Genomic DNA, 24,930 nt, shown 5'->3' with positions numbered 1-24,930 from the left:
GGCCTTCCCAACATGTTGCCCGCGCATTACATTGTCGCTTATCCATGGGAGCGCTCCCGAGGCTCCTGCGGTCACCCCACCACCACTGCCTCGCGGCAGCCGGAGCCCCGAGTGCCGTCCCCGCTCCGGCTGCCGCGCGGCGCCAGCCACAGGAGCTCGCCATGCCCCGTCCGATACCGCCGCCCGGAGGCCGGTCGCGGCTGCGCCGGTTGCTCGCCGCCGGCGCCGCGCTGGCCGTCGGCCTGGCCACGGCCGTCGCCGCCGCGCCGCCCGCGTCGGCCGTCGAGGTGCCCGCCGCGCAGGCCGCGGCCACGTTCAACTACGCCGAGGCGTTGCAGAAGTCGCTGTTCTTCTACGAGGCGCAGCAGTCCGGCCCCAAGCCCTCGTGGAACCGCGTCTCCTGGCGCGGCGACTCGGCGCTCACCGACGGCGCCGACGTCGGCGTCGACCTCACCGGCGGCTGGTACGACGCCGGTGACCACGTGAAGTTCGGCTTCCCGATGGCGTTCAGCGCCACCATGCTGGCCTGGGGCGCGGTCGAGTACCGCGACGGCTACGTCGCCTCCGGGCAGCTCACCCACCTGCTGAACAACCTGCGCTTCGTCAACGACTACTTCGTCAAGGCGCACCCCGCGCCGAACGTCCTCTACGGACAGGTCGGCAAGGGCGACGACGACCACAAGTGGTGGGGCCCGGCCGAGGTGATGCCGATGGCGCGGCCCGCGTACAAGATCGACGCGAGCTGCGGCGGCGCGGACCTGGCGGGGGAGACGGCGGCCGCGATGGCCGCCTCGTCCATGGTGTTCCGCCCCACCGACGCGGCCTACGCGGACAAGCTGCTCGGCCACGCCAAGCAGCTCTACACGTTCGCCGACACGGTGCGGAAGAGCTACCACGAGTGCATCACCGACGCGACGAGCTTCTACAAGTCGTGGAGCGGTTACCAGGACGAGCTGGTCTGGGGCGCGATCTGGCTGTACCGGGCCACCGGCGACGCCACCTACCTGGCCAAGGCCGAGAGCGAGTACGACAAGCTCGGCACCGAGCCGCAGTCCACCACCCGCTCCTACAAGTGGACCATCGCCTGGGACAACAAGCAGTTCGGCGCGTACGTGCTGCTGGCCAACCTGACCGGCAAGCAGAAGTACGCCGACGACGCCAACCGGTGGCTGGACTACTGGACGGTGGGCGTCAACGGGCAGCGGGTGCCGTACTCGCCCGGCGGGATGGCGGTGCTCGACTCCTGGGGCGCGCTGCGGTACGCCTCGAACACCGCGTTCGCCGCGCTGGTCTACAGCGACAAGACCACCGACACCACGCGCAAGGCGCGCTACCACGACTTCGCGGTCCGGCAGATCAACTACGCGCTCGGCGACAACCCGCGCAACTCCAGCTACCAGATCGGCTTCGGCACGAACTCGCCGCGCAACCCGCACCACCGCACCGCGCACGGCTCCTGGTGGGACAGCCAGACCGTGCCCACCGAGACCCGGCACGTGCTCTACGGCGCGCTGGTCGGCGGCCCGTCATCGGCAAACGACGCGTACACCGACAGCCGGTCGGACTACGTGATGAACGAGGTGGCCACCGACTACAACGCCGGCTTCACCTCCGCGCTGGCCCGGCTCGCCAACGAGTACGGCGGCAGCCCGCGCGCCGGGTTCCCGTCCGCCGAGACGCCCGACATGGACGAGATGACCGTGGAGACCACAGTCATGCAGGCCGAGCCGCGCGCCACCGGACTGAAGGCGATCATCTACAACAAGTCGGCGTTCCCGGCCCGGGCGCTGACCACCGGTAAGTTCCGGTACTTCTTCCGGCCCGACGGCACCGGACCGGTCACCGTCACCCCCGGCTACACCCAGGGCTGCCCGTCGCCGTCGACGGCGAAGCAGTTCTCCGGCGACATCTGGTACGTCGAAGTCGACTGCACCGGCTACACCATCGCGCCCGCCGGGCAGTCCCAGCACCGGATGGAGGTGCAGTTCAAGATCGGCGTGCCGGAGGGCGGCACCTGGGACCCGACCAACGACCCGTCGTACCAGGCCACCGCCGGGCCCAACCGCAAGGTGCCGCTCTACTCCGGCGGCGTACGGGTCTGGGGCGAGGAGCCCGGGCCGGTCACCCCGGACACCACCGCGCCCTCGGTGCCCGGCACCCCGGTCGCGTCCGCCGTCACGTCGAGCGGGCTCACGCTGACCTGGGCCGCGTCCACCGACACCGGTGGCAGCGGGCTGGCCGGCTACGAGGTGACCCGTACCTCGGCCGGCGCCGACCCGGTCGTCACCGCCTCGACCGGCACCACCCTCACCGTGACCGGGTTGGCACCCGAGCGGACGTACCAGTTCACCGTGCGGGCGCTCGACGGCGCCGGCAACCGATCCGCGTCGTCGGCTGCGGTCAGCGTCACCACGCCGGCCGGCCCGGCGCCCGACACCACCCCGCCGACCGCGCCGGGCACCCCCACCGCCTCCGCGATCGGCCCGACCGGACTGACGCTGACCTGGGGTCCGTCCACCGACGCGGTGGGCGTCACCGGGTACCGCGTCTACCGGGGCGGGAACGTCCTGGTCGGCACCGCCACCGGCACCACGCTGGCGGTGACCGGGCTGACCGCCTCCACCACGTACACCTTCACGGTGGTGGCGGTGGACGCGGCCGGAAACGTCTCACCCGCCTCGCCCGGTGTCACGGTGACCACCACCGCGCCGCCGGCCGGCGGCACCTGCGCGGTGACCTGGACGGCGAACTCCTGGGACACCGGGTTCACCGCGAACATCACCGTCGCCAACACCGGCACCACGGCGATCAACGGCTGGACGCTGGCGTTCACGTTCGGCAACACCGGGCAGAAGGTCGGGCAGGCCTGGTCGGCGAACGTGACCCAGACGGGCGCGGCGGTGACCGCGACGAACCTGTCCTACAACGGGACGCTGGCACCCGGGGCGTCGACGAGCTTCGGCTTCAACGGCACCCACACCGGCTCGAACCCGAGGCCGGCGACCTTCACGCTCAACGGGACCGCCTGCACGGTCGCCTGACCGTCGACGTGGCGTGGCCGGTACCGCACCCCGTGTGACCGGCCACGCCGCACCCGGCCCCGCGCGGCCAAAAACGTTCCGAAACTTTTCCGAAACACCATTGTCCCCACCGATGCGTGGTGGAAGCATCGACAAAGCTAGATACCCCAACCGAAACGTCCAGTCGTCCCGCCCCGACGGCCTGGGTGTTGGCCAGTAAGGAGGCCAAGATGGCAATGAGCCCATCCGCTCATCGCGGCGGGAGTCGGCGACGGCGATCACCAGCCGTCCGAGCGCTGCTCGCCGGCGCGGTCAGCGCCGTGACGGTGGCCGCCGTCGCGGTGATGATGCCGGCGGCGAACGCCGCCGCGAGCACGCTGGGCGCGGCCGCCGCGCAGTCGGGCCGCTACTTCGGCACCGCCATCGCGGCGGGCCGGCTCGGCGACTCGACGTACAGCACGATCGCGGCGCGTGAGTTCAACATGATCACCGCCGAGAACGAGATGAAGCCGGACGCGACGCAGCCCCAGCGCGGCCAGTTCAACTTCAACTCGGGCGACCAGATCTACAACTGGGCCACCCAGCGGGGCCTGAAGGTCCGGGGGCACACCCTCGCGTGGCACGCGCAGCAGCCGGGCTGGATGCAGAGCCTGAACGGCAGCAACCTGCGTCAGGCGATGATCGACCACATCAACGGCGTGATGGCCCACTACCGGGGCAAGCTGGCCGCGTGGGACGTGGTGAACGAGGCGTTCAACGAGGACGGCAGCCGTCGGCAGTCGAACCTGCAGGGCACCGGTAACGACTGGATCGAGGTGGCGTTCCGCACCGCTCGCGCGGCCGACCCGTCGACGAAGCTGTGCTACAACGACTACAACATCGAGAACTGGTCGTACGGCAAGACGCAGGGCGTCTACAACATGATCCGGGACTTCAAGTCCCGGGGTGTGCCGATCGACTGCGTGGGTCTGCAGACCCACTTCACCGGTGGCAGCTCGCTGCCGGGCAACTTCCAGACCACGCTGCAGAACTTCGCCGCGCTGGGTGTGGACGTGGCGCTGACCGAGGTCGACGTCACGAACTCCTCGACCAGCCAGTACGCCGGTCTGACGCAGGCGTGCATCAACGTGCCGCGCTGCATCGGCATCACGGTGTGGGGTGTGCGTGACAGCGACTCGTGGCGCTCGAACGAGAGCCCGCTGCTGTTCGACGGCGGAGGCAACAAGAAGGCCGCGTACAACTCGGTCCTCAACGCGCTCAACGCGGCCGCCCCGACCTCCGGGCCGACCACGACCCCGACCACGACCCCGACCACGGCACCGCCGCCGAGCGGCGGCGCCGGCCGGATCGTCGGCGTGCAGTCGGGCCGGTGCATCGACGTGCCGAACGCCACCCAGACGAACGGCACCCGGGTCCAGCTCTACGACTGCAACGGTCAGTCGAACCAGCAGTGGACGTACACCTCCAGCAAGCAGCTGATGGTCTACGGCACCAAGTGCCTCGACGCGAACGGCGCGGCCACCGCCAACGGCACCGGAATCATCATCTGGGACTGCAACGGCCAGTCCAACCAGCAGTGGAACATCAACTCCAACGGCACCATCAGCGGCGTGCAGTCCGGTCGCTGCCTGGACGTCTGGGGCACCGGCAACGGCCAGCAGGTCCAGTTGTACGACTGCCACGGACAGACCAACCAGCAGTGGCGGACCGACTTCGGTGGCGGCACCTCGCCGTCCCCGACCACGCCGCCGCCGGCCACCACGACGCCCCCGCCGGGCGGCTGCTCGCTCCCGTCGACCTACCGGTGGTCGTCGACCGGCGCGCTGGCCAACCCGCAGAACGGCTGGGTCTCGCTCAAGGACTTCACGAACGTCGTCCACAACGGCAAGCACCTGGTCTACGGGTCGTACGTCAACAGCAGCGGCCAGTACAGCTCGATGAACTTCACCCCGTTCACCAACTGGTCCGACATGGCGTCGACCGGCCAGAACGGGATGAGCCAGGGCACCGTGGCGCCCACGCTGCTGTACTTCGCCCCGAAGAACATCTGGGTGCTGGCGTACCAGTGGGGACCGACCTCGTTCAGCTACAAGACGTCGAGCGACCCGACCAACGCCAACGGCTGGTCCTCGGCGCAGACGCTGTCCACCGCCACCCTGCCGGACGCCCCGTACGGCGTCATCGACCAGACCCTGATCGGTGACGACCAGAACATGTACCTGTTCTTCGCCGGGGACAACGGCAAGATCTACCGGTCGAGCATGCCGCTCGGGAACTTCCCGGGCAGCTTCGGCTCGAGCTACACGACGATCATGTCGGACTCGACGAACAACCTGTTCGAGGGCGTCGAGGTCTACAAGGTGGCGGGCCAGAACCAGTACCTGATGATCGTCGAGGCGATCGGAAGCCAGGGACGCTACTTCCGGTCGTTCACGTCCAACAGCCTGAGCGGCTCGTGGACCCCGCAGGCCGCCACCGAGAGCAACCCGTTCGCCGGCAAGGCCAACAGCGGCGCGACCTGGACCAACGACATCAGCCACGGTGACCTGGTCCGCAACAACCCCGACCAGACCAAGACCATCGACCCCTGCAACCTGCAGTTCCTGTACCAGGGCAAGAACCCCAGTGCGGGCGGCGACTACAACCTGCTGCCGTGGCGGCCGGGTGTGCTGACCCTCCAGCGCTGACACCGTCACACAGTTACCGGAGAGCGTGCCCGGCACCCGCGTGGTGCCGGGCACGCCCGTCCGTCAGCTCAGCCGGCCAGGTCCTCGGCCAGCAGATCCATCAGCAGCGCGTCGTGCCAGCGCCCGTCCGCCCCGCGCTCGTAGCGGCGCATGATGCCCACCGGACGGAACCCCACCTTCGCGTACGCGCGGATCGCCGCCGTGTTCGCCGCCGCCGGGTCGATGGTGAACCGGTGGTGGCCGTACTCGTCGATCAGGTGCCGGACCAGCGTGCGGATCGCGTCGCCGCCCAGCCCGGAGCCGCGTACCGCCGGGTCGAGGAAGACATCCAGGCTGGCGTGGCGGTAGTCCGGGTCGGTCTCGGCGTACCACTGGATCGCCCCGACCAGCCGGCCGTCGTGCTCGACCGCGTAGATCGTCACCGCGTCGTCGGCCAGGTCGGCCCGGACCGACTCGGCCAGATCGTCCCCGCCGCGCCACCAGCGGCGCACCTCAGGGGTGGCCCGGATCGCGGCCAGCGCGGGCACGTCGGCGTCGGTCACCGGCCGCAGCGTCACCGCCCGCCCCCGCAGCACGCCTCAGCCCCGCCGCTCGCCGTGCTCGACGCAGACCGCCGACCAGCCGGCCGGTACGACCTGCACCTTCATCCGCCGCCGGCAGGACGCGCACCAGCGCGGCGGCTCCCACGCCCGCGCCGCCTCGCACGCCGGATGCGGCCCGGCCGCCACCGACTCGCCGCACCTGTCGCACCACAGCGCCACGGGCACGGCCGGGGCGGGGGAAAGATCGGTCACCGCTGCCTCACAGGGTCGCCGAGAGCGCCTTCACCGGCATCTTCAGGTCTTCCAGCAGCTTCAGGTCGGCGTTGGCCGGGCGACCCAGCGTGGTCAGGTAGTTGCCGACGATCACCGCGTTGATGCCGCCCAGCAGACCGTCGCGGGTGCCCAGGTCACCGAGGGTCAGCTCGCGGCCGCCCGCGTACCGCAGGATGGTGCGCGGCATGGCCAGCCGGAACGCGGCGATGGCGCGCAGCGCGTCCTTGCCCTCCACCACCGGACGGTCACCGAGCGGCGTGCCCGGCCGCGGGTTGAGGAAGTTCAGCGGTACCTCGTGCGGGTCCAGCTCGGCGAGCTGCGCGGCGAACTCGGCCCGCTGCTCGACCGTCTCGCCGAGGCCGAGGATGCCGCCGCAGCAGACCTCCATGCCCGACTCCCGGACCATCCGCAGCGTCTCCCAGCGCTCCTCCCACGAGTGCGTGGTGACCACGTTCGGGAAGTAGGAGCGGCAGGTCTCCAGGTTGTGGTTGTAGCGGTGCACGCCCATCTCGACCAGCTCGTCGACCTGCTCCTGGGTGAGCATGCCGAGCGACGCGGCGACCTGGATGTCGACAGCGGCGCGGATGGCCGCGACGCCCTCACGCATCTGCTTCATCAGCCGGGCGTCCGGACCGCGCACGGCGGCCACGATGCAGAACTCGGTCGCCCCGGTCGCGGCGGTCTGCTTCGCGGCCTCGACCAGCGCCGGGATGTCCAGCCAGACCGACCGGACCGGCGAGGTGAACAGGCCGGACTGCGAGCAGAAGTGGCAGTCCTCCGGGCAGCCGCCGGTCTTCAGCGAGACGATGCCCTCGACCTCGACCTCCGGACCGCACCAGCGCATCCGGACCTCGTGCGCGAGCTGGAGGGCGGCGGGCAGGTGTTCGTCGGGAAGGTTCAGCACCGCGAGGACACCGGCCTCGTCGAGGCCGACACCGTTGCCCAGCACCCGCTCCCGGGCCTGGTCGAGGATCTCTGGCATGGCTCGTAACCTAACAGGCCACCGAGGGGCCGGGAAACCGCCGCCAGCAGCCCCGGCGAGCCGGGACCGCGCCACGCCGGAGCCCTCGGGACGGGTGGTAACTTCGCCCCGCGGAAGCGCCCGGCGGGGCGGTGGTCGGCGGGAGGGGACGGCACGGTGGCGGACTGGCTGGCGGCCCTGGACCGCCGCGCCGAGCTGCGGGCCCGGGCGGGACTGACCCGCACGCTGCGTCCCCGGGCCGCCGACGACGCGGTGGTCGACCTGGCCGGCAACGACTACCTCGGCCTGGCCGCCCACCCGCAGGTCACCGCCGCCGCCGCGGAGGCCCTGTCCGCGTACGGGCTGGGCGCCACCGGGTCACGCCTGGTGCGCGGCTCCACCGACGCCCACCACGCGCTGGAGGACGACCTGGCCGACTGGCTCGGCGTCGACCGGGCGCTGGTGTTCTCCTCCGGCTACCTGGCCAACCTCGCCGCCGTCCGGGGACTGACGCAGCCGCGTACGCTGCTCGTCTCCGACGCCCACAACCACGCCTCGCTGATCGACGGCTGCCGGATCTCCGGCGCCGAGACGCTGGTGACGCCGCACGCGGACGTCGCAGCGGTGGCCGCGGCGCTGGCCGCCGCGCCGGGCCGCCCGGCCGTGGTGGTGACCGAGTCGGTCTTCTCCGTCGACGGCGACCTGGCCCCGCTCGCGGAGCTGCACGAGGTGGCCCGCCGCCACGGCGCGCTGCTGCTCGTCGACGACGCGCACGCGCTCGGCGTCACCGGCCCGGCCGGGGCCGGCGGGGTGGCCGCCGCCGGGCTGGCCGGCGCGCCCGACGTGGTGGTCACCGCGACGCTGTCCAAGGCACTCGGCGGGGCCGGCGGCGTGGTCGCCGGGCCGGCCGAGTTCGTCCGCCACCTGGTGGAGACCGGCCGCACGTTCATCTTCGACACCGCGCCGCCGCCCGCCGTGGTGGCCGGGGTACGCGCCGCGGTGCGCCTGGCCCGCGACGGCGACGCGCTGCGCGCCGAGCTGGCCGACCGGGTCGCGACGGCGGTGCGCCGGCTCGGCGAGGCCGGACTGTCCGTGTCCGCCCCCGACGGCGCCGTGATCTCGGTGACCGCGCCCGGACCGGAGGCGGCGACCGCCTGGGCCGCCGCCTGCCGGGAACGCGGCGTGGCGGTCGGCTGCTTCCGTCCGCCGTCCACACCGGACAGCCGCTCCCGGCTGCGCCTCACCGTCAGCGCCGGGGTGGACCGGGCCGACTTCGACCGGGCCCTGGACGTGATCGTGGAGTGTGCGCCATGAGCCTCGGCGACGCCTGGACCGGGCCGGTGCTGGTGACCGGCACCGACACCGAGATCGGCAAGACGGTGGTGACCGCCGCCGTCGCCGCCGCCGCGCAGGCCGCCGGGCTGCGGGTAGCGGTGGTCAAGCCCGGCCAGACCGGTACGGCCACCGGCGAGCCCGGCGACGTCGACTCGGTGACCCGGCTGGCCGCCCCGCTCACCGGCCGGACGCTCGCCAGCTATCCCGACCCGCTCGCGCCGCTGGCCGCGGCCCGGGTCGCCGACCTGCCGCCGCTGGAGCTGTACAACGCCGTCGACGCGATCCGCGAGGAGGCGGACAAGCACGACCTGGTGCTGATCGAGGGCGCGGGCGGGCTGCTCGTACCGATGGGGTTGCGCCCGTCCGGCGAGCCGTGGACGGTGGCCGACCTCGCGGTGTCGCTCGGCGCGCCCGCGGTGGTGGTGGCGCGGGCCGGACTCGGCACGCTCAACCACACCGCGCTGACGCTGGAGGCGCTGGAGCGGCGGGCCGTCCCGGCCGGTGTGGTGATCGGCGCCTGGCCGACCGAACCGGAACTGGTGCACTGGCTCAACCTGTCCGAGCTGCTGCCGAACCTGCTCGGCGCGGTACCGGCCGGCGCGGGCGGGATGGACCCCGGTGTGTTCCGCCGGTCCGCTCCCGGGTGGCTCACCCCCGCCCTGTACGGCGTGCTCGACGACTGGCGCGCCTGGGCCGAGGAGACCTGACTTTCGTCGGTGCCCGGCCCGGCCGGGCGTGGGTAGCGTGACCGCCGTGGAACCCCGCGAACGACAGTGCCGGGCCGGTGACCTGCTGCTCTGGGCAGTGCTGGCGGCGCCGGTGGCGTACGGCCGGCTCACCCCGCCGCAGATCGGCGAGCTTCCGCCGCTGGCCGCCGCGCTGGCGCTGCTCGGCACGGCGGTGTGGATCGGGCGCCGGTGGCCGCTGGTCGCGGTGCTCGCAGTGGTGGCGGGCTCGCTCGTCGACGGCAACGTCGTGTTCGCCATCCCGGTCTTCGGCTACCTCGCCGGGCGGCGCAGCGACCGGGCCGCGCCGGCCGCCGCCGTCTTCGCCGCCATCGCGGTCACCGGCTCGGTGCTCAACCTGGGGCTGCTCGGCACCGAGCCGTCCACCTGGTTCCTGCTCGCCTCGGTGCTGCTGTTCGCCGGGGTGTTCCCCTGGCTGCTGGGCCGGCTGCGGCGGCAGCACCGCGCGCTCGCCGACGCCGGACTGCGGCACGCGCAGGCGCAGCGCCGGGCCGAGATCGAGCGGGTACGCCTGCGCGAGCGGGCCCGCATCGCGCAGGACATGCACGACTCGCTCGGCCACGACCTGAGCCTCATCGCGCTGCGGGCGGGTGCGCTGGAACTGGCGCCGGACCTGTCCGCGGCGCACCGGGCGGCGGCCGGTGAGCTGCGGGCCAGCGTCGCCGCCGCCACCGAACGCCTGCACGACGTGATCGGCGTGCTGCGCGAGGAGCGCACGCTGCGGCCGCCGGGGGAGACGGTCGCCGACGTGGTCGACGGCGCGCGCGACGCCGGGATGACAGTCGACCTGCGCGCCGACGAGGCGGACCTGCCGCCGCTGCCCGCGCACGCGGTGCACCGGGTGGTCCGGGAGGCGCTCACCAACGCCGCCCGCTACGCCCCCGGCGCTCCGGTCACCGTCGTTGTGGCACGCGACGACGACGCGGTGACTGTCGCGGTGGTGAACGCGCCACCGCCGGCCGGTCCGCTGCCCGGGCCGCCGTCGCACGGCTCCGGGTTGCTGGCGCTGCGCGAGCGGGTACGCCTCGCCGGCGGCGCCCTGGACGCCGGCCCGTGCGACGGCGGCTGGGCGGTCACCGCACACATCCCGCTCGCTGATGCGGCCCGTCCCGGCACGCCGCCGCCCGGCCGCGCGGGCGCCGGTTCACCGGTCGCCGACCCGATCCGAGCCTCCGGGACGCCGGCCCTCGCCGACGCCGGTCCGCCGGTCACCGGCCCGGCTGACGGTTCCGGGGCGACCGCCCCGCGATCCGGCGACGACGACCTCGCGGAGATCGACCCGCTCGACGCCGGACGCGTCGGCGTACCCGGCCGGGACGGACACGGGGACGCGGCCCGGCGGCTGCGGGAGGCCCGGCGGCGGGCGCGACGCAGCCTGCTCGTGGCGATCGGCGCGCCCGCCGGGCTGGCGCTGGTGCTGGCGCTCGTCTACTACCCGCTCGCCACTGCGGGCGCGGTGCTGGACCGGTCCGGCTACGAACGGCTGCGGCTGGGTGAGCCGCGCGACGCGCTCGGTCTGCCCCGCCGGCAGGCCGATCCGCCCGCGACCGGCGCCGCGCCGGGCTGCGAGTTCTACACCGACGGCAACTTCCCGTTCGCCCAGGCGACCTGGCGGCTCTGCTTCGCCGACGGGCGGCTGGTCAGCAAGGAGCAGATCGCACCATGAGCGACGACCACGACCGCCCGCTGCGGGTGGTGCTCGCCGACGACGAGGCGCTGGTCCGGGCTGGGGTACGGGCGATCCTGGCCGCCGACCCTGGCATCGAGGTGGTCGGCGAGGCGGGCGACGGCCTCGCCGCGGTCGAGCTGGTCCGCGCGCACCGCCCCCGGGTGGCGCTGCTGGACATCCGGATGCCCCGCGGCGACGGGCTCAGCGCCGCCGCGCAGATCCGCCGGCTGGTGCCGGAGACGGCGGCGGTCATGCTCACCACGTTCGGCGACGACGACCTGATCGCCCGCGCGCTCGGCCACGGCGCCGCCGGGTTCCTGCTCAAGTCCGGTGACCCGCGCGAACTGTTGGCCGGGGTGCGGGCGGTGGCCGAGGGCGGGGCGTACCTGTCGCCACGGGTGGCCCGCCGGGTGATCGAGCTGAGCGGGGGACGGCTGGCCCGCGGCCCGTACGCGCGGGACCGGCTGGCCGGGCTCACCGACCGGGAACGCGACGTGCTGGCGCTGGTCGGCGCGGGACTGTCCAACGCCGAGATCGCCCGCCGGCTGCACCTCGTCGAGGGCACCGTGAAGAGCTACCTGACCAGCATCTTCACCCGGCTGGACGTGCGCAACCGGGTGCAGGCGGCGATCCTCGCGTACGAGGCAGGGCTGGTCCCGCCCACCGGCTGACCAGCCCCGCCCCGTTCAGGCGTCGCGCCGTGCCAGCGCCCACCGGCCCAGCGCCAGCGCGGCGGCGGCCCAGCCGGCGAGTAGCAGCAGCCCGACCACCGCCGGGTACGGCTCGGTGTCCCCGGCCAGGAAGTGGTTGCCCGCCACCCCGGGGAACGCGTCGGCGATCCGGGTGAGCACCGTGATGTCCGGCTCCTGCAACGACAGCGGCACGATCATCAGCAGCGCGAGCAGGACGGTCAGGGCCAGCACCGCGCCGCGCAGCGCCGCCGCCAGGCCGAGTGCCAGCACGCCGATCAGCGCCAGGTACGCCGCGGCGGCCACCACGTCGGCCACCGTCGCGCCCAGCGGGGCGCGGCCCCACTCGCCCAGCACCGGCCGGGCCGTCACCGCGCCAACGGTGCCGAGCAGCAGCCCGACGCCGAACGTCACCGCGCCCACCACCACTGCCTTGGCCGCCAGCACCCGCCCCCGCGACGGGGTGCACCGCAGCGTGGTGCGGATCGTGCCGGTGGTGAACTCGCTGGTGATCGCGAACAGGCCGAGCGCCAGCACCACGTACTGGGTCAGCTCCAGCGACCCGGCCACGATCTCGCCGACGTCCACCACGCCCGGGTTGTTGGCCGGGTCGTCGTCGGTGTTGGCGTTCTGCGCGTAGATGGCGAGCTGGGCGCTGGTGGCTGCCATGGTCAGCACCGCCGCGAGCAGCGTCCACCAGGTGGAGCGGACCGACCAGAGCTTCGTCCACTCGGCGGCCACCGCCCCGGCGAGCGGATTCCCGGTGGGCGCGGGCCGGGCGGACTGACGGGCCGGGTCGAGCGTGGACTGTGCGGTCATCGGGTGCCACCTCCGGTCGAGCCGGCGGCGTACTCCACGCTGTCGGCGGTCAGTTCCAGGAACGCCTCCTCCAGGGAGGGGGCGACAGGGGTCAGCTCGTGCAGGCGTACCCCCATCTCGTGCGCCAGGTCGCCGACCCGGCCGGCGGTGCTGCCCGCGACGGACATCCCGCCCTCGTCGGCGGTGACTGTGGCGCCCTCGGCGGCCAGCCGGTCGCCGAGCGCGGCGAGCGCGGCCGGCTCGGGGCCGCGTACCCGGACCGACGCGGCGGGCCGGGCGGCGATCAGCTCGGCCAGCGGCGCATCCGCGACCAGCCGGCCGCGCCCCAGCACCACCACCCGGTCGGCGGTCTGCTGCATCTCGCTCATCAGGTGACTGGACACGAGGACGGTGCGTCCCTCGTCGGCGAGACGGCGGGTGAACCCGCGGATCCACCGCACCCCGTCCGGGTCGAGCCCGTTCACCGGTTCGTCGAGCAGCAGCACCGGCGGGTCGCCGAGCAGCGCGCCCGCGATGCCGAGCCGCTGACCCATGCCCAGCGACAGCGCCCGGCCCGGCTTGCCGGCGGCGCGGGCGTCCAGGCCGACCAGGTCGAGCACCTGCGTCACCCGCCGAGCCGGTACGCCGTTGCTGCGCGCCATCGCCCGCAGGTGCGCCACACCGGAGCGGGCCGGGTGCACACCGGTGGCGTCGAGCAGCGCGCCCACCTCGTACAGCGGGTGCCGCAGCGTGCGGTAGTCCCGCCCGTTGACAAGCGCCTGCCCGGCGGTGGGCCGGTCCAGGCCGAGCACCATCCGCATGGTGGTGGACTTGCCCGCGCCGTTCGGGCCGAGGAACCCGGTGACCTGGCCGGGGCGGATCTCGACGGTCAGGTCGTCGACGGCTGTCACGTCGCCGAACCGTTTCGTCAACGCACGAAGTGTGATCATGCGATGACGCTATTCAGCCGGGATGTCCCCGCACCGCCGTCGAACGGCAGCCCCCCACCCTCACTTTCGTAAGGAAGGGCCCCCTGTTAACACCCGCAGGGCTCAGGCGCGGCGGACCACGAACGCGTCGGGCATCCGGAACGTGAGGTTGTCCGGGCACCAGGGTGGACGGACCACAGTCACGTCGTCCAGCAGCGCGGTGGCCTCCGCGACCACCACCGCCGCCTCCATCCGGGCCAGCTGCGCGCCGACGCAGCGGTGGGGCCCGGCGCCGAACGCCAGGTGCCGCCGCGAGCCGGGCTGCCCGGGACGGAACTCACCCGGCGCGCCGACCACCGACGGGTCGCGCCCGGCGCGGGCCAGCCAGGCCACCACGCTGGTGCCCGCCGCCACCGGCAGCTCGCCGAGCGTGGTGTCGACCGCCGCCACCCGCCGCCACGTGACGATCGGCGGCTCCAGCCGCAGCCCCTCCTCGACCACGTCGTCCACGGCGACCGTGCCCGCGCGCAGGCCGGCCCGTACCGCCGGTTCGCCGGAGAGCCGGTGCAGCAGCAGAGTGAGGAACTGCGAGGTGGTCTCCTGGCCGGCGACCAGCAGGAAGAACAGCGCCCCGACGACCACGTCGGGGGAGTGCCCCGCCGCGCGCAGCCGCGCGGCGAGCCCGCCCCCGGTCGCGGCGAACTCCCGCAGCACGGTGTGGAACCGGCCCACCTCGGCGGCCAGCGCGAGCTGCCGGGCGGAGTCCAGCGGCGCCCAGAACAGCTCCAGCGCCGCCCGGGCGAAGTCCTTCACCGCGCCGACCGGCGCGTCCGGCAGCTCGACCAGGCGGGCCAGCACCAGCAGCGGCAGGTCGGCGGCGAGACCCGCGTACAGGTCGACCGGGCGGCCCGCGTCCAGCGCCGCCGCCAGCCCCGCCACCCGCTCCCGGACCAGCCCGGTCAGCCACCGGCGCTGGGCGTCCACCCGGTGCGGGTGCAGCGCGTCGGCGACGATGCCGCGGATCTCCGGGTGGCTGGCGCCGCCGTTGTTCGCCAGCGTCGGCGGCAGCCGGAACCGGTGCCCGGCGAGCACCCGCAGCGCGGCCACCGGGATCGGCGTGACCGCGTCGAGCGCGTTGTCCGGCCGGAACGTCACCGGATCGGTGAGCACCTGGCGGACGAGCGCGTGCCGGGTCACCACCAGGTGTGGCACGCCGACGTGGTCGACAACGGTGGCCATGTCCGGCCACTGCCCGTCGACGGACTCCCCCCAGCCCCGGAACAGCACGCGGTAACGCTAGCGGCGGGCGCCCGGCGGGTTCGGGTCCAGCTCCCACACGGTGGTGTGCTTCACCCGTACGCTCTCCAGCGCCTCGGACACCGGCACGTCGTACGCGGCCAGCCCGTGGAAACGCTCGCGGGGCAGGAACGCCCGGCCCGGGTCGCCCACCAGCACCCGGGCGCCGGCGCGGGCGGCCCGGAGCAGGAAGCGCAGCATCCGGCGGGCCATCGCCTCGCTGTAGAAGACGTCCCCGGCCAGCACCACCTCGGCGTCGCCCGCGTCGGCGTCGAGGATGTCGCCGAGTTCGGCGTCGACGCGTACCCCGTTGGCCTCGGCATTGAGCGCGACGGCCGCGACGGCCCGCTCGTCCACCTCGACCGCCCGGACGGCGGCCGCGCCGGCGCGGGCGGCGGCGATGGCGACCAGGCCGGAGCCGGAGGCCAGGTCGAGCACCCGGCGGCCGGCGACCACCTCGGGGTGGTCGGTGACGTAGCGGGCCAGGCCCTGCCCGCCGGCCCAGGCGAACGCCCAGAACGGCGGCGGCTGGGCGCTGCGGAACTCGCCCTCGGTCAGCTCCCACAGGCCGATCGGCTCGTCGGCCTGGTGCAGGCGCACCTCGGGTACGAACGCCACGGGGGCGAGGCGGGCGTGCAGCCGGACGAACGCGGCGGACAGCTCGGACACCGGAGAATTGTGTCCCACCCGCCGGCCGGGCCCGATCCCGGGCGTGTCGCGGCGGGGCCGTGACCGGTTCACCACGTTCGGTGAAATGGCCCCCGTGTTGTGGCGTTGGATGCGAACACGCCCGTCTACCGGCGTGCCCGGCGCGCTCCTAGCGTTGCCTGTGGACACGACCGAGGGTGAGGAGGCGTGGTGAGCGGGTGGCGGCACGCGCTACGGATCGGACTGGTGCTGACCTTCGTGGCCGGGACCGGGTACGGGGGAGCCCTGCCCGCGCGGGCGGCGGCGGCCTTCTCCACCGAGTTGAGCGGTCTGCCGGACGAGTTCACCGCCGGGAACCGGGTGGAGACGCTGTCCGCCGTGGTGTCCCGCTCCGACGGGGGCGGCTGTGTCAAGGTGCGCTGGTCGATGTTGGTGCGGGTGCAGGGCCTGCGGCTGGACCAGCTCAAGGTGGACCGGGTGGAGGACAGCGGGTCGTTCCCGCTGGAGATCCGCACCGAGGGAGACACCGCCCGGCTCACCGACCGGCAACTCGACCCGGGTGTGCTCTGCCCGGGCCGGACCGTGACCGCCCGCTACCGGGTGGCGTTCGCCGAGGACGTCGCGCGCGGCCGGGTGAGTTTCGCCGCCGAGGCGTACGACCCGCAGTTGCGGCTGCTGGCCCGGCGGACCGCCTCGCGTGAGGTGGTGGGGGAGGAGGCTTCGCCGACGCCGGCGCCCACCAGCGCGGAGCCCTCGGAGACGCCGAGCGAGGAGCCACCCACCGACGACCCGGTGACCGACGAGCCGACCGACGCGGCAGTGGTGGAGCCGCCGCCGCCCGGTGGTGTGGCCGGACGCCCGGTCGCGGACAGCGGCGGCTTCGGCCTCGTGCAGGCGGCGTTCCTGCTCGGCGGGCTGCTGCTGTTCCTCGGCGCCGGGTTGCTGCTGCGGATGCGCCGCCTGCTGCGCCCGGCCGCCGTCACCGAACCGGAAACCCTGCCACCGCCCTTCGAGCGCCCCCGCCCGACCTGGCCCTGACCGGCGGACCCGCCTGCGCGGGCCGGGGGCGGGGCCCGGTCAGTCGAGCTGACTGGGTTCGAGGCCCAGTTCGCGGGCGGCGACGAGGCGGATCCACTCGGCGATCTGGCGGCGCGTGATCACCCGCTCGTGCACCGCGAGTTGGACCGCGAGGCCGTCCATCACCGCGCTGATCCGCCAGGCCGCGCCGGCCGGGTCGGGGCAGTCGAACGTGCCCTCGGCGACCCCGTCCGTGATCAGCGCGGCCAGGTCCTGCCGCCACCGCAGGTCCAGCCGCCGGGAGAGCTTCTCCAGTTCCGGGGTACGCAGCGACTCCGCCCAGCCGTCGATGCGCATCGACCAGGAGGTGGCCCGGCCGGCCGGCGCGTACAGGCGCAGCATGCGGCGCAGCTTCGCCAGCGGCGGCGCGGAGGAGCGGAGCACCGCGTCGAGCTTGGCCAGGTCCTGCTCGACGGCGTACGCGAACGCCTGCGCGAGCAGTCGGTCCTTGGTGGCGAAGTGGTAGAACACGAGGGCCTGGCTCACCCCGGCGGCCTCCGCCACGTCGGCGGTGCGGGTGTTGGCGAGCCCTCGCTCCGCGATCACCTCACAGGCCGTACGCAGCAGCGCGTCCAGGCGGATCTCGGCGGCTCGTCTCGTCACGGCGTTACGGTAACCCATCCGCATGACCACGGGGAGTTACCGAAGCGGCTGGTCGGCGGGCGGGCAGTCGGATGCCGGACACTCGACGCGCCGGTCTGCTTCCGCAGGTGGGAGCGCTCGCCGGTGCTCTCGGACGGAAGCCACCCAGGCTCCTAGGAAGCCGAGGGGGAGCGGGGTCCGCCACCACCGGACGCGCCGGAAACGGAACCCGATTTGGCAACCGTTCCCGGGCTCGGCTAAAGTTCTCATCCGTCACCGGATAACACCGGGGGCGTGCGGACGTAGCGCAGCTGGTAGCGCATCACCTTGCCAAGGTGAGGGTCGCGGGTTCGAATCCCGTCGTCCGCTCGGAGATGCCGCCACGCAGTTCGGGGGCAACCTCGGTGGAGTGGCCGAGAGGCGAGGCAACGGCCTGCAAAGCCGTGTACACGGGTTCAAATCCCGTCTCCACCTCGCAGTAGACGAGGGCGATTGGCGCAGTGGGAGCGCGCTTCCTTGACACGGAAGAGGTCACTGGTTCAAACCCAGTATCGCCCACCAGCGGAAAGGCCGTGTCGATCATTCGACACGGCCTTTCTCGTCGCCATCGATCAGTCCAGTGCCGCGCCGCTGGCCATTGCCGCACCCGCGTGCCCCACCCAGACTGGCCCGGTGGACGATCAACAGACCCGAGCCCAGCGGTTCCGCGCCCTGCACCGGCCCGGTGACCCACTGATCCTGGCCAACGCCTGGGACGCGGTCAGCGCCCGGCTCGTCGCCGCGGCCGGCGCCCACGCGATCGCGACCACCAGCGCCGGCGTCGCCTGGAGTCGCGGCGCCCCCGACGGCGACCTGCTCGCCCGCGACACCGCCGTCGACGTCATCTGCCGCGTCGCCGACGCGGTCCGCCTTCCGGTCACCGCCGACATCGAATCCGGGTACGGCGACAACCCCGACCAGGTGGCCGAGACCGTCGCCGCCGTGCTCGCCGCCGGAGCCGTCGGCGTCAACGTCGAGGATGCCCGGCACGACGGCGGCGGTCCGCTGCGCCCGATCCACGAGCAGGTCGCCCGGCTCGCCGCGGTCCGGGCCGCCGCCGACCGCGCCGGCATCCCGCTGTACGTCAACGCCCGCGTCGACACGTACCTGCGGGGCGCCGGGGGCGTACCGGAGACGGTCGAGCGCGCCGAGGCGTACCTGGCCGCCGGCGCGGACGGGATCTTCGTACCCGGAACCGTGGAGCCGGAGACGGTGGCCGCGCTGACGGCGGCGATCCCGGCCCCGCTGAACGTGCTGGCCGGGCCGGGCGCGCCGCCGGTGGCCGAGCTGGCGCGACTCGGGGTGGCCCGGGTGAGCCTCGGCCCGGCGCTGGCCGAGACGGCGTACGCGGTGGTCCGGCGCGCGGCGGCGGAGGTGTTCGGCGCCGGGACGTACGAGGCGCTCGCCGGCGGGCTCGACTTCGGCGAGCTGAACGAGCTGATGCGCGACTGACCGGCCACGGGATCGACCTCGGGCGGGGGACCGGGTTGAATGTGCTGGTGGCCGTTGTCCCGCGTCCGAGCCGGCGGACGGCGATCGGCTGTCCCCGGCGCCCGTCCCGACGGGATCACCACGGATGACGGCGGTCGTCCGCCCGGTGCCCGCGCTGCGGAGCCTGCCCGTCCTCACCGCCGCCACGGCGACCCTCGGCGTCGCGGCGCTCGCCGTCCTGGGCGCGGCCGGGCACGGCGGTTTCGCGAGCGACCCGGTCGGCGCCGTGGCCCTCGCGACGGCAGCCGTGGTCACCGCGCTCGCCGCGCTCCGGCTCAGCCGGTCGGGTCACCGTGCCGCCGGCCGGCTGGCGGCCGGGCTCGCCGCGTCGCTGCTGGCGTATCTGGCGCTCGCCGTCGTCGCGGTGGCCGCCGTCGCGGCCGGACACCCGTGGGCCGGGCCGGCCGTCGCGGCGTGGAACTCGGCGTGGATCCCGCCGCTGGCACTCCTTCAGCTGACCGCCTCGGCCGCCGTCCGCACCGGCGACGCCGTCCCGTGGACGCACCGGCTCGTGGGCCTCACCCTGGGCGTGGCCACGCTCGTCAACGCGCTGCTGACCACGGCGACCCAGCCGTTCGCGGGGGTTCCGACGATCGCCGCGGAGTCCTGGCGTACCGCGCTCGCGCCGGTCGGCGCCGCCGTCACCCTGCTGGCAGCGGCGGCGCTGTTCCTGCTCCCGGTGACGCTCTGGCGGGCCGCTCTCGGGTCGCACCACGCCGTCCGGGCGCGTCTCGGCGTGGCCGCGGCGGCCACCACCGCCGCGCCGCTGACAGTCGTCTTCTGCCTGCTGCTCGCCGTCGCCCGCACGCCCGGCGACGTCGAACCGTCGCTGGGCTCGGTCGCCTTCCTGGTGGCGCTGGCCGGGGCCGCCGTGTTCGCCGCCGCGTGCGCGGTCACCGCCGCCCGCGGCGCCACCGAGCCGCGCCGGGTCGGCGCCGTGGTGCGCGGCGCCGGCCTGGCCGCCGCGGCCCTGCTGGTGGTCGGCGTCGGCACGCTCGTGGCCGCTCCCGGGACGTCCCTCGGCCCGACCTCGGTCGCCCTGGTCGTGTCGGCGCTGACCGTCGCCGTCGTCGGCGGGGCGTGGGCCGGCACCGGCCGGCTGGCGGCGCTGCTCACCGCCGCGCCGACAGCGCCGGTGACGCCGCGAGGCGGCGCAGAGGGTACGACGGGAGGCGGTGCGGCGGAGACGACGAACGTCATCGAGCCGGCGGCCCCGGCCACGGCGGTTGTGGATGCCGCGGGCCCGGTGTCGGTCGGCGGGCTGACGGCGCGTGAACGCGAGGTGCTCGCCGCGCTCGCCGACGGCGCCAGCAACGCGGGGATCGCCGCGCAGCTGGTGGTCTCCGAGCGGACCGTCGACGCCCATCTGCGCGCGATCTTCGTCAAGCTCGACCTGACGCCCGGCGGCGCCACGAACCGTCGGGTGCGGGCCGCGCGGATCTGGCTGGAGCACGCCCGACAGTCGCATTGAGCAGGGATTTTCCGAAGATAGGTGCTGAGGCCGATGCCCGCGCGGGCGGTACCTCGGCACGGTGGGGCGACACCTGAATCGACGGAGGCTCTCACCGTGCCCGTACCGAAGTTGCGCCGTGCCGCGCTCGTCGCCCTTTTCGTCCTGCTCCTGGCGTCCCTGGCCGGACGGACCGTCTTCATGTTGTGGGAGCCGCCGTTCGACGGAGCGATCCACTACGACGACGTACGTGAGCTGGGGTCCGCGTACTGGCCGATGAACCTCTACCTGGGCGGGCCCGCGTACGCGGTGTCCTGGATCGCCGCGGCGGTGTTCATCGTCGGGCTGGCCCGGGGCCGCGCGGGCGTGCTGAACCTGGTGGGTGCCTTCCTGGCCGGCCTCGGCGGCGTGGTGTTCGCGCTGGCGATCACCGCGGAGGTGCTGCCGTTCGCCTACGCCGCCGACCCGGCGGTCGTGCCGGAGGCGCAGGGGCGGGCGCTGTTCGACGTGTTCAACGACCAACTGGACGGGCTGCTCCCGGCCGTCCTCGGCAGCCAGGTGGCGATCGTCCTCGGCATGGTCCTGGCGCTCGTCGGGATCCTGATCGGCCGGACCATGCCGCGTCCGCTGGTCGTCGCCGCGCTCGTCTACGTGGTGGCGTTCGTGCTGGTGCCGCAGGACGCCGCTCGTGCGGTGGTCGTCGCGAGCTACCTGGCGCAGGTGGCGCTGGTGGCCGCGATCGGCTGGTACGGGCTGCGCGCCGCCACCGATGACGGTGCCGCCCCCGACGGCGAGCGGGCATAGCAGACCCGACCGGCCGGATGTTCGATCCGGCCGGTCCGGTCCCGGGACCGATCAGCTCCGTCGGCCCCGTTCACGATCACATGGGCGGTGCGACGTCCCGGCGCTCCTCGACCCGGCGGTACTCCACCGGCTCGTCGGCGGTCGTGGCGACCACCTGACGGCGCCGGCCCCAGACCAGCGTGGTCATGATCAGGCCGAGGACGCCGGCCGCCATGAGGATCCAGCCGACGACGTCGAGGTCGACCCCGCCGACGCTGGCGTTGAGCGCGAACGTGAGGATCGCGCCGACCGCGATCAGGAAAATGCTCGTACCGATACCCACGACAGCCTCCTTCGGGGGGATGGTTGTGCTGTCACCGGCCTCAGTACCCCGGCGGTGAGCGGCGCAACCACACGGCCACCCGGCGCGGCGGGGGTCTGCCGCACGGCGATCTTGGCATCGGGTAGAGTTCACCCCGTCGCCGGCGCGAACCGGCGGCACGCGGACGTAGCGCAGCTGGTAGCGCATCACCTTGCCAAGGTGAGGGTCGCGGGTTCGAATCCCGTCGTCCGCTCGCGATTGCCCGGGCGATTGGCGCAGTGGGAGCGCGCTTCCTTGACACGGAAGAGGTCACTGGTTCAAACCCAGTATCGCCCACCGAGAGTCACCACGCCGCCGGTCGACAGGCGGTCGTCTCCCACCGGACAGCCGGCACCGGCTACATCGGTCTCCCGGGTCCACCGTGCGGATTATTCTGCCGCTGCCATCGCGCGTGTCACTGTGAGGCCCGATGCGCAGGGAGGCGGTCACATGGCAACGATCGAGCGGGGACGGTGGCGGCGGACGGCCGCACGATTAGGGGTGGCGACTGTCGTCGCGGCGGCCGGGGTGACGGTATCGGCCGCGCCCGCGCAGGCCACCGCGACGCGGACGGTGGCGTTCTACAGCATGGACGAGCCGGCGTCGTCGTCGACGGTGCTGACCGACTACAGCGGCAACGGCCGCCACGGCACGATCGGCGGTGAGGTGGTCACCGGCGCGCTCTACGCCGGGGCGACCGGCCACCGCTTCGCCACGCACCTGCCCACCGACAAGGAGTACGTCCCGGGCCACGTCGACCTGGTGCCGCACACCACCGACTTCAACCCGGACGCCGGGGACTTCTCGGTGACCATCCGTTACCGGACCACGTACTCCTTCGGCAACATCCTCCAGAAGGGACAGGGCAACACGGCCGGCGGCTACTGGAAGTTCGAGGCCCCGAACGGCAAGCCGAAGTGCCTGTTCCGGGGCGCGGACGGCGCCTCCCGTACCGGCTACACCGACGTGCCGATCTCCGACGGCCAGTGGCACACGATCACCTGCAACCGCACCTCCGCGTACGTGGAGATGTACGTCGACGGCGTGCGGACCAGCCGCCTCAACGGGCCGACCGGCACCATCGCCAACACCTGGCCGCTGTCCGTCGGCGGCAAGAGCCAGTGCGACGGTACGAAGGTCACCTGCGACTACTTCGCCGGCGACATCGACTACGTGAAGATCCTGAAGGGATCGGGCGGCCCCGCGAACCAGGCGCCGGTGGCCGCGTTGACGCCCACCTGCTCCGGGCTGGTGTGCACGTTCACCGGCGCGGGTTCCACCGACGCCGACGGCGCGATCCAGGACCACAGCTGGAACTTCGGCGACGGCGACACCACCGGCACCGCCTCCGTACCGACCACGTCCCACACGTACGCGGCGGCCGGCACCTACCCGGTCACGCTCACCGTCACCGACGACCGGGGCGCCACCGGCACCGCAACCGTCGAGGTGACTGTCGCGCCCGTACCGGAGCGGATCTCGTTCGTCGGCCAGGCCACCGCGAACGCCAACTGGACCAGCCACACCGTGACCGTCCCGGCGGGCGTGCAGGCCGGTGACATGCTGCTGCTCCTGCTCAGCCAGAACACGCACACCGGCACCGGCGAGCCGGCCGGCGTGACCGGCTGGAGCCGGCTCGACCGCCTCGACGGCGGCTTCGCGACCACCACCGCCTGGTGGAAGACCGCGAGCGCCGGTGACGCGGGCACTGCGGTCCGGGTGACACTGGACGGTCAGGCGAAGGGCAACCTGGTGCTGGCCGCGTACCGGGGGGTGGCGCCCGGGGCGCCGGTCTTCACCCGGGCCACCGATCCGGCGAGCACCGCCACCCGCATCACCCCGTACGCGCCGGTGACCGCGGCGCAGAGCTGGGCCGTGTCGTACTGGCTGCACGGCGACAGCACCTCCACCGCGCTCACCCCGCCGGCCGGCGTGGCGGTGCGCAGCAACACCTCGCAGACCGGCGGCGGCCGGGTGGCCGGCCTGCTCGCCGACTCGGCGAGCAGCGTGCCGACCGGCAGCTACGGCGGGCTCACCGCCACCGGCGCCGCGGCCAGCACGACCACCACCACGTGGACGTTCGTCCTGCCCCCGGCCTGACCCATCGGGTACGCGAAAAGGCCGGCACCCCGTTGGTTCGGGGTGCCGGCCTTCGTATCTCTTACTTGTTCCAGTGCTCGGCGACCAGGTCGGCGGCCTGCTGTTCCCACTGGGCGTAGTGGTCCGGGTAGGCGGAGACCTGGACGGTCTGGGCGGCCTTGGTCAGCGGCATGTCCTGCCAGCCGTCGACCTGCTTCAGACCCTTCAGGAACGCGGTGGTGGAGTATTCGGGGTCGGTGATCTGCTCGACCGTGCCCCAACCGGAGGAGGGGCGCTGCTGGAACAGGCCCTGCGAGTCGTGGTCGTTACGGTCACCGAGGTGGCCGAGGTTTTCCAGCTTCGACTCCTGCAACGCGGTAGCGATCGACACGACCGCGGCACGCTCGTCCATGCCGGCCTTCTTCGTGGCGGCGATGATGGCCTTGACGTTGGCGGTCTGCTCGTCATTGAGGTCGATGCGGGACTGGTCGCCCTGCACGCCGTGCGGGATCAGCTTGTCGGACTGCACCGTGGCGGTGACCGGCTTGACGGCGTGGGTGGTGTCGGCCGCGTGGGCGGCGACCGGGCCGGCGAACACGCCACCGGTGAAAGCCAGACCAGCAATACCCAGAACGCTCTTACGCAGAATCGTGTTCATGATGGGGGCTCCATTCGGGGGTCGACGCACCCGTGGGGGACGGGATACGTGGGCACCGTCAGGCGCTCAAAAGTCTCAGGGGTCTCGGGCTGCTCGCGGAGGGCGGGGGGCCTTCACGCGGCGCCGGAAGGATGTCCAACGACCTGCGACCCGGCATCATTCCCGGGCACCTCACACCACCCGGGCGCGGGTCCACGTCGTCGGAACCAGGCTCAACGACCCGCAGGCCGTGTTCCCTCAGCCGACCGCTCGGGGGCGGTCCTGCTCGGTCGTTCACCCGGTTACAACGCCCCGCACCCGCCCACGATTCCGCCACCAGAGTGCCGCCCACCACCCCCGAACCCGACACCCCGCCCACCACCGACCAGACACACCCACCCCACCCGGCACCTCGCTCTGCACAGGTGATCAAGGAGTTTGCGGCTCTTTCCGGCACCCACGAGCACACAAACTCCTTGATCACCGCGATCTTGGAGTTGTGGCGCCTCACGAACGATGTCAAGCCGGGCATCCTGGGCACCACAACTCCAAGATCGAACAAGCCCTCCCCAGGCACCCCGCCATCGGTTGACCATGAGGTTGGCGGCGACAAACCGGACACCAAGTGCCGTCAACTTCATGATCGACGCCCTTGGGGCGGCTCGCGCGGGGCGGGGCGGGGCCGGATCGGACCGAAAGGCGGCGTAGTACCGCGTCGATCTTGCAGGTGCAGCCCTTCGGGTGTCCCCGTTTGCGCGTTATGCGGGGTACCGAAGTGCAAGATCGCGGAGGACTGGGGCGAAGGCTGTTTGAGAGGGCTGGGGCAAAGACATGCGCC

The 24,930-nt window shown here is 73.4% G+C and carries 21 protein-coding genes and 5 tRNA genes; 16 read left to right on the top strand and 10 right to left on the bottom strand.

Translation table 11 applies throughout. The features are described 5' to 3' along the window. Nucleotides 1-161 precede the first annotated feature (161 nt). Entirely contained in the window at nt 162-3,041 is a 2,880-nt protein-coding gene (locus tag DQE82_RS19315) for a glycoside hydrolase family 9 protein (protein WP_113973398.1), read from the top strand. A gap of 209 nt (nt 3,042-3,250) precedes the next feature. After that, nucleotides 3,251-5,707, top strand: a complete 2,457-nt coding sequence (locus DQE82_RS19310; RefSeq protein WP_113973397.1) for a non-reducing end alpha-L-arabinofuranosidase family hydrolase — start codon at nt 3,251-3,253, stop codon at nt 5,705-5,707. 68 nt (nt 5,708-5,775) lie between these two features. Here the strand turns inward: DQE82_RS19310 and DQE82_RS19305 are convergent, their stop codons facing one another. From DQE82_RS19305 to bioB, 3 genes are read right to left on the bottom strand one after another with little or no spacing between them, the layout of a single operon-like run. After that, a complete protein-coding gene (locus DQE82_RS19305; RefSeq protein WP_043325589.1) occupies nt 5,776-6,282 on the bottom strand; it encodes a GNAT family N-acetyltransferase in 507 nt (168 codons plus the stop codon). A gap of 3 nt (nt 6,283-6,285) precedes the next feature. Further along, a complete protein-coding gene (locus tag DQE82_RS19300; protein ID WP_113973396.1) occupies nt 6,286-6,501 on the bottom strand; it encodes a hypothetical protein in 216 nt (71 codons plus the stop codon). A gap of 7 nt (nt 6,502-6,508) precedes the next feature. Further along, a complete protein-coding gene (bioB, locus tag DQE82_RS19295) occupies nt 6,509-7,504 on the bottom strand; it encodes a biotin synthase BioB (RefSeq protein ID WP_064447187.1) in 996 nt (331 codons plus the stop codon). 156 nt (nt 7,505-7,660) lie between these two features. Between bioB and DQE82_RS19290 the strand changes: the two genes are divergently transcribed. From DQE82_RS19290 to DQE82_RS19275, 4 genes are read left to right on the top strand one after another with little or no spacing between them, the layout of a single operon-like run. Beyond that, the gene (locus tag DQE82_RS19290; RefSeq protein WP_113973395.1) at nt 7,661-8,797 is read left to right on the top strand and encodes an 8-amino-7-oxononanoate synthase; all 1,137 of its coding nucleotides are present in this window, start codon (nt 7,661-7,663) and stop codon (nt 8,795-8,797) included. Then, the gene (gene bioD / locus DQE82_RS19285; protein WP_064447189.1) at nt 8,794-9,525 is read left to right on the top strand and encodes a dethiobiotin synthase; all 732 of its coding nucleotides are present in this window, start codon (nt 8,794-8,796) and stop codon (nt 9,523-9,525) included. The genes DQE82_RS19290 and bioD overlap by 4 nt, the downstream gene beginning before the upstream one ends. A gap of 46 nt (nt 9,526-9,571) precedes the next feature. Further along, a complete protein-coding gene (locus DQE82_RS19280) occupies nt 9,572-11,230 on the top strand; it encodes a sensor histidine kinase (protein ID WP_231915535.1) in 1,659 nt (552 codons plus the stop codon). Further along, on the top strand, nt 11,227-11,904 hold the full coding sequence (locus DQE82_RS19275) for a response regulator transcription factor (protein WP_064447190.1): 678 nt from the start codon (nt 11,227-11,229) through the stop codon (nt 11,902-11,904). The genes DQE82_RS19280 and DQE82_RS19275 overlap by 4 nt, the downstream gene beginning before the upstream one ends. A 15-nt stretch (nt 11,905-11,919) precedes the next feature. Here the strand turns inward: DQE82_RS19275 and DQE82_RS19270 are convergent, their stop codons facing one another. The 4 genes from DQE82_RS19270 to DQE82_RS19255 all read right to left on the bottom strand — a co-directional run bounded on the left by DQE82_RS19270 (nt 11,920) and on the right by DQE82_RS19255 (nt 15,614). Beyond that, nucleotides 11,920-12,741, bottom strand: coding sequence for a hypothetical protein (locus tag DQE82_RS19270; protein WP_064447191.1), 822 nt, complete (start codon nt 12,739-12,741; stop codon nt 11,920-11,922). Further along, nucleotides 12,738-13,670 (bottom strand): ABC transporter ATP-binding protein, encoded by a 933-nt coding sequence (locus DQE82_RS19265; protein ID WP_064447192.1) that lies wholly within the window; start codon nt 13,668-13,670, stop codon nt 12,738-12,740. The genes DQE82_RS19270 and DQE82_RS19265 overlap by 4 nt, the downstream gene beginning before the upstream one ends. Before the next feature lie 102 nt (nt 13,671-13,772). Further along, entirely contained in the window at nt 13,773-14,888 is a 1,116-nt protein-coding gene (locus DQE82_RS19260; RefSeq protein WP_231915544.1) for a cytochrome P450, read from the bottom strand. A gap of 57 nt (nt 14,889-14,945) precedes the next feature. Further along, the gene (locus DQE82_RS19255; protein WP_113973394.1) at nt 14,946-15,614 is read right to left on the bottom strand and encodes a methyltransferase; all 669 of its coding nucleotides are present in this window, start codon (nt 15,612-15,614) and stop codon (nt 14,946-14,948) included. Between the two features lie 189 nt (nt 15,615-15,803). Between DQE82_RS19255 and DQE82_RS19250 the strand changes: the two genes are divergently transcribed. After that, nucleotides 15,804-16,631 carry a hypothetical protein gene (locus DQE82_RS19250; protein ID WP_064447271.1) on the top strand — a complete coding sequence of 276 codons (828 nt, stop codon included), beginning with the start codon at nt 15,804-15,806 and terminating at the stop codon, nt 16,629-16,631. A gap of 39 nt (nt 16,632-16,670) precedes the next feature. On the opposite strand, the gene DQE82_RS19245 is transcribed toward DQE82_RS19250, so the two are convergent. Continuing rightward, complete coding sequence (locus DQE82_RS19245) at nt 16,671-17,273, bottom strand: TetR/AcrR family transcriptional regulator (RefSeq protein WP_043330511.1); 603 nt, start codon at nt 17,271-17,273, stop codon at nt 16,671-16,673. A gap of 275 nt (nt 17,274-17,548) precedes the next feature. Here DQE82_RS19245 and DQE82_RS19240 point away from each other — a divergent pair. The 6 genes from DQE82_RS19240 (at nt 17,549) to DQE82_RS19215 (ending at nt 21,036) form a co-directional block, all read left to right on the top strand. Further along, nucleotides 17,549-17,621: transfer RNA gene (locus tag DQE82_RS19240), tRNA-Gly, on the top strand. 34 nt (nt 17,622-17,655) lie between these two features. After that, nucleotides 17,656-17,726, top strand: a tRNA-Cys gene (locus tag DQE82_RS19235). Between the two features lie 12 nt (nt 17,727-17,738). Further along, nucleotides 17,739-17,813, top strand: a tRNA-Val gene (locus tag DQE82_RS19230). Between the two features lie 111 nt (nt 17,814-17,924). Continuing rightward, nucleotides 17,925-18,743, top strand: coding sequence for an isocitrate lyase/phosphoenolpyruvate mutase family protein (locus DQE82_RS19225; RefSeq protein WP_113973393.1), 819 nt, complete (start codon nt 17,925-17,927; stop codon nt 18,741-18,743). A 124-nt stretch (nt 18,744-18,867) separates the two neighbouring features. Next, nucleotides 18,868-20,253, top strand: a complete 1,386-nt coding sequence (locus tag DQE82_RS30835; RefSeq protein ID WP_199496037.1) for a response regulator transcription factor — start codon at nt 18,868-18,870, stop codon at nt 20,251-20,253. A 96-nt stretch (nt 20,254-20,349) separates the two neighbouring features. Further along, the gene (locus DQE82_RS19215; protein WP_113973392.1) at nt 20,350-21,036 is read left to right on the top strand and encodes a hypothetical protein; all 687 of its coding nucleotides are present in this window, start codon (nt 20,350-20,352) and stop codon (nt 21,034-21,036) included. 76 nt (nt 21,037-21,112) lie between these two features. Here DQE82_RS19215 and DQE82_RS30665 read toward each other — a convergent pair whose 3' ends face one another. Further along, nucleotides 21,113-21,358 carry a DUF6458 family protein gene (locus tag DQE82_RS30665; protein WP_158559994.1) on the bottom strand — a complete coding sequence of 82 codons (246 nt, stop codon included), beginning with the start codon at nt 21,356-21,358 and terminating at the stop codon, nt 21,113-21,115. Between the two features lie 159 nt (nt 21,359-21,517). On the opposite strand from DQE82_RS30665, the gene DQE82_RS19205 reads away from it, so the two are divergent. The 3 genes from DQE82_RS19205 (at nt 21,518) to DQE82_RS19195 (ending at nt 23,476) form a co-directional block, all read left to right on the top strand. Beyond that, nucleotides 21,518-21,590, top strand: a tRNA-Gly gene (locus tag DQE82_RS19205). 11 nt (nt 21,591-21,601) lie between these two features. Beyond that, nucleotides 21,602-21,673 (top strand) — tRNA-Val (locus DQE82_RS19200). 153 nt (nt 21,674-21,826) lie between these two features. After that, complete coding sequence (locus DQE82_RS19195) at nt 21,827-23,476, top strand: PKD domain-containing protein (RefSeq protein ID WP_113973390.1); 1,650 nt, start codon at nt 21,827-21,829, stop codon at nt 23,474-23,476. A gap of 61 nt (nt 23,477-23,537) precedes the next feature. On the opposite strand, the gene DQE82_RS19190 is transcribed toward DQE82_RS19195, so the two are convergent. Further along, nucleotides 23,538-24,113, bottom strand: a complete 576-nt coding sequence (locus DQE82_RS19190) for a hypothetical protein (protein WP_113973389.1) — start codon at nt 24,111-24,113, stop codon at nt 23,538-23,540. Between the last annotated feature and the right edge of the window lie 817 nt (nt 24,114-24,930).

The organism is Micromonospora sp. LHW51205, assembly GCF_003315815.1.
Taxonomy (GTDB): domain Bacteria; phylum Actinomycetota; class Actinomycetes; order Mycobacteriales; family Micromonosporaceae; genus Micromonospora; species Micromonospora chalcea.
Note: the sequence above shows the minus strand (reverse complement) of the source record. Positions and strands in the feature narration are given on the sequence as shown.

What these genes read in the sequence shown, in the direction of transcription:
- DQE82_RS19315 (WP_113973398.1), top strand. Translation starts at nt 162, where the DNA reads ATGCCCCGTCCGATACCGCCGCCCGGAGGCCGGTCGCGGCTGCGCCGG.
- DQE82_RS19310 (WP_113973397.1), top strand. Translation starts at nt 3,251, where the DNA reads ATGGCAATGAGCCCATCCGCTCATCGCGGCGGGAGTCGGCGACGGCGA.
- bioB (WP_064447187.1), bottom strand. Translation starts at nt 7,504, where the DNA reads ATGCCAGAGATCCTCGACCAGGCCCGGGAGCGGGTGCTGGGCAACGGT.
- bioD (WP_064447189.1), top strand. Translation starts at nt 8,794, where the DNA reads ATGAGCCTCGGCGACGCCTGGACCGGGCCGGTGCTGGTGACCGGCACC.
- DQE82_RS19275 (WP_064447190.1), top strand. Translation starts at nt 11,227, where the DNA reads ATGAGCGACGACCACGACCGCCCGCTGCGGGTGGTGCTCGCCGACGAC.
- DQE82_RS19270 (WP_064447191.1), bottom strand. Translation starts at nt 12,741, where the DNA reads ATGACCGCACAGTCCACGCTCGACCCGGCCCGTCAGTCCGCCCGGCCC.
- DQE82_RS19265 (WP_064447192.1), bottom strand. Translation starts at nt 13,670, where the DNA reads ATGATCACACTTCGTGCGTTGACGAAACGGTTCGGCGACGTGACAGCC.
- DQE82_RS19260 (WP_231915544.1), bottom strand. Translation starts at nt 14,888, where the DNA reads ATGGCCACCGTTGTCGACCACGTCGGCGTGCCACACCTGGTGGTGACC.
- DQE82_RS30835 (WP_199496037.1), top strand. Translation starts at nt 18,868, where the DNA reads ATGACGGCGGTCGTCCGCCCGGTGCCCGCGCTGCGGAGCCTGCCCGTC.
- DQE82_RS19195 (WP_113973390.1), top strand. Translation starts at nt 21,827, where the DNA reads ATGGCAACGATCGAGCGGGGACGGTGGCGGCGGACGGCCGCACGATTA.
- DQE82_RS19190 (WP_113973389.1), bottom strand. Translation starts at nt 24,113, where the DNA reads ATGAACACGATTCTGCGTAAGAGCGTTCTGGGTATTGCTGGTCTGGCT.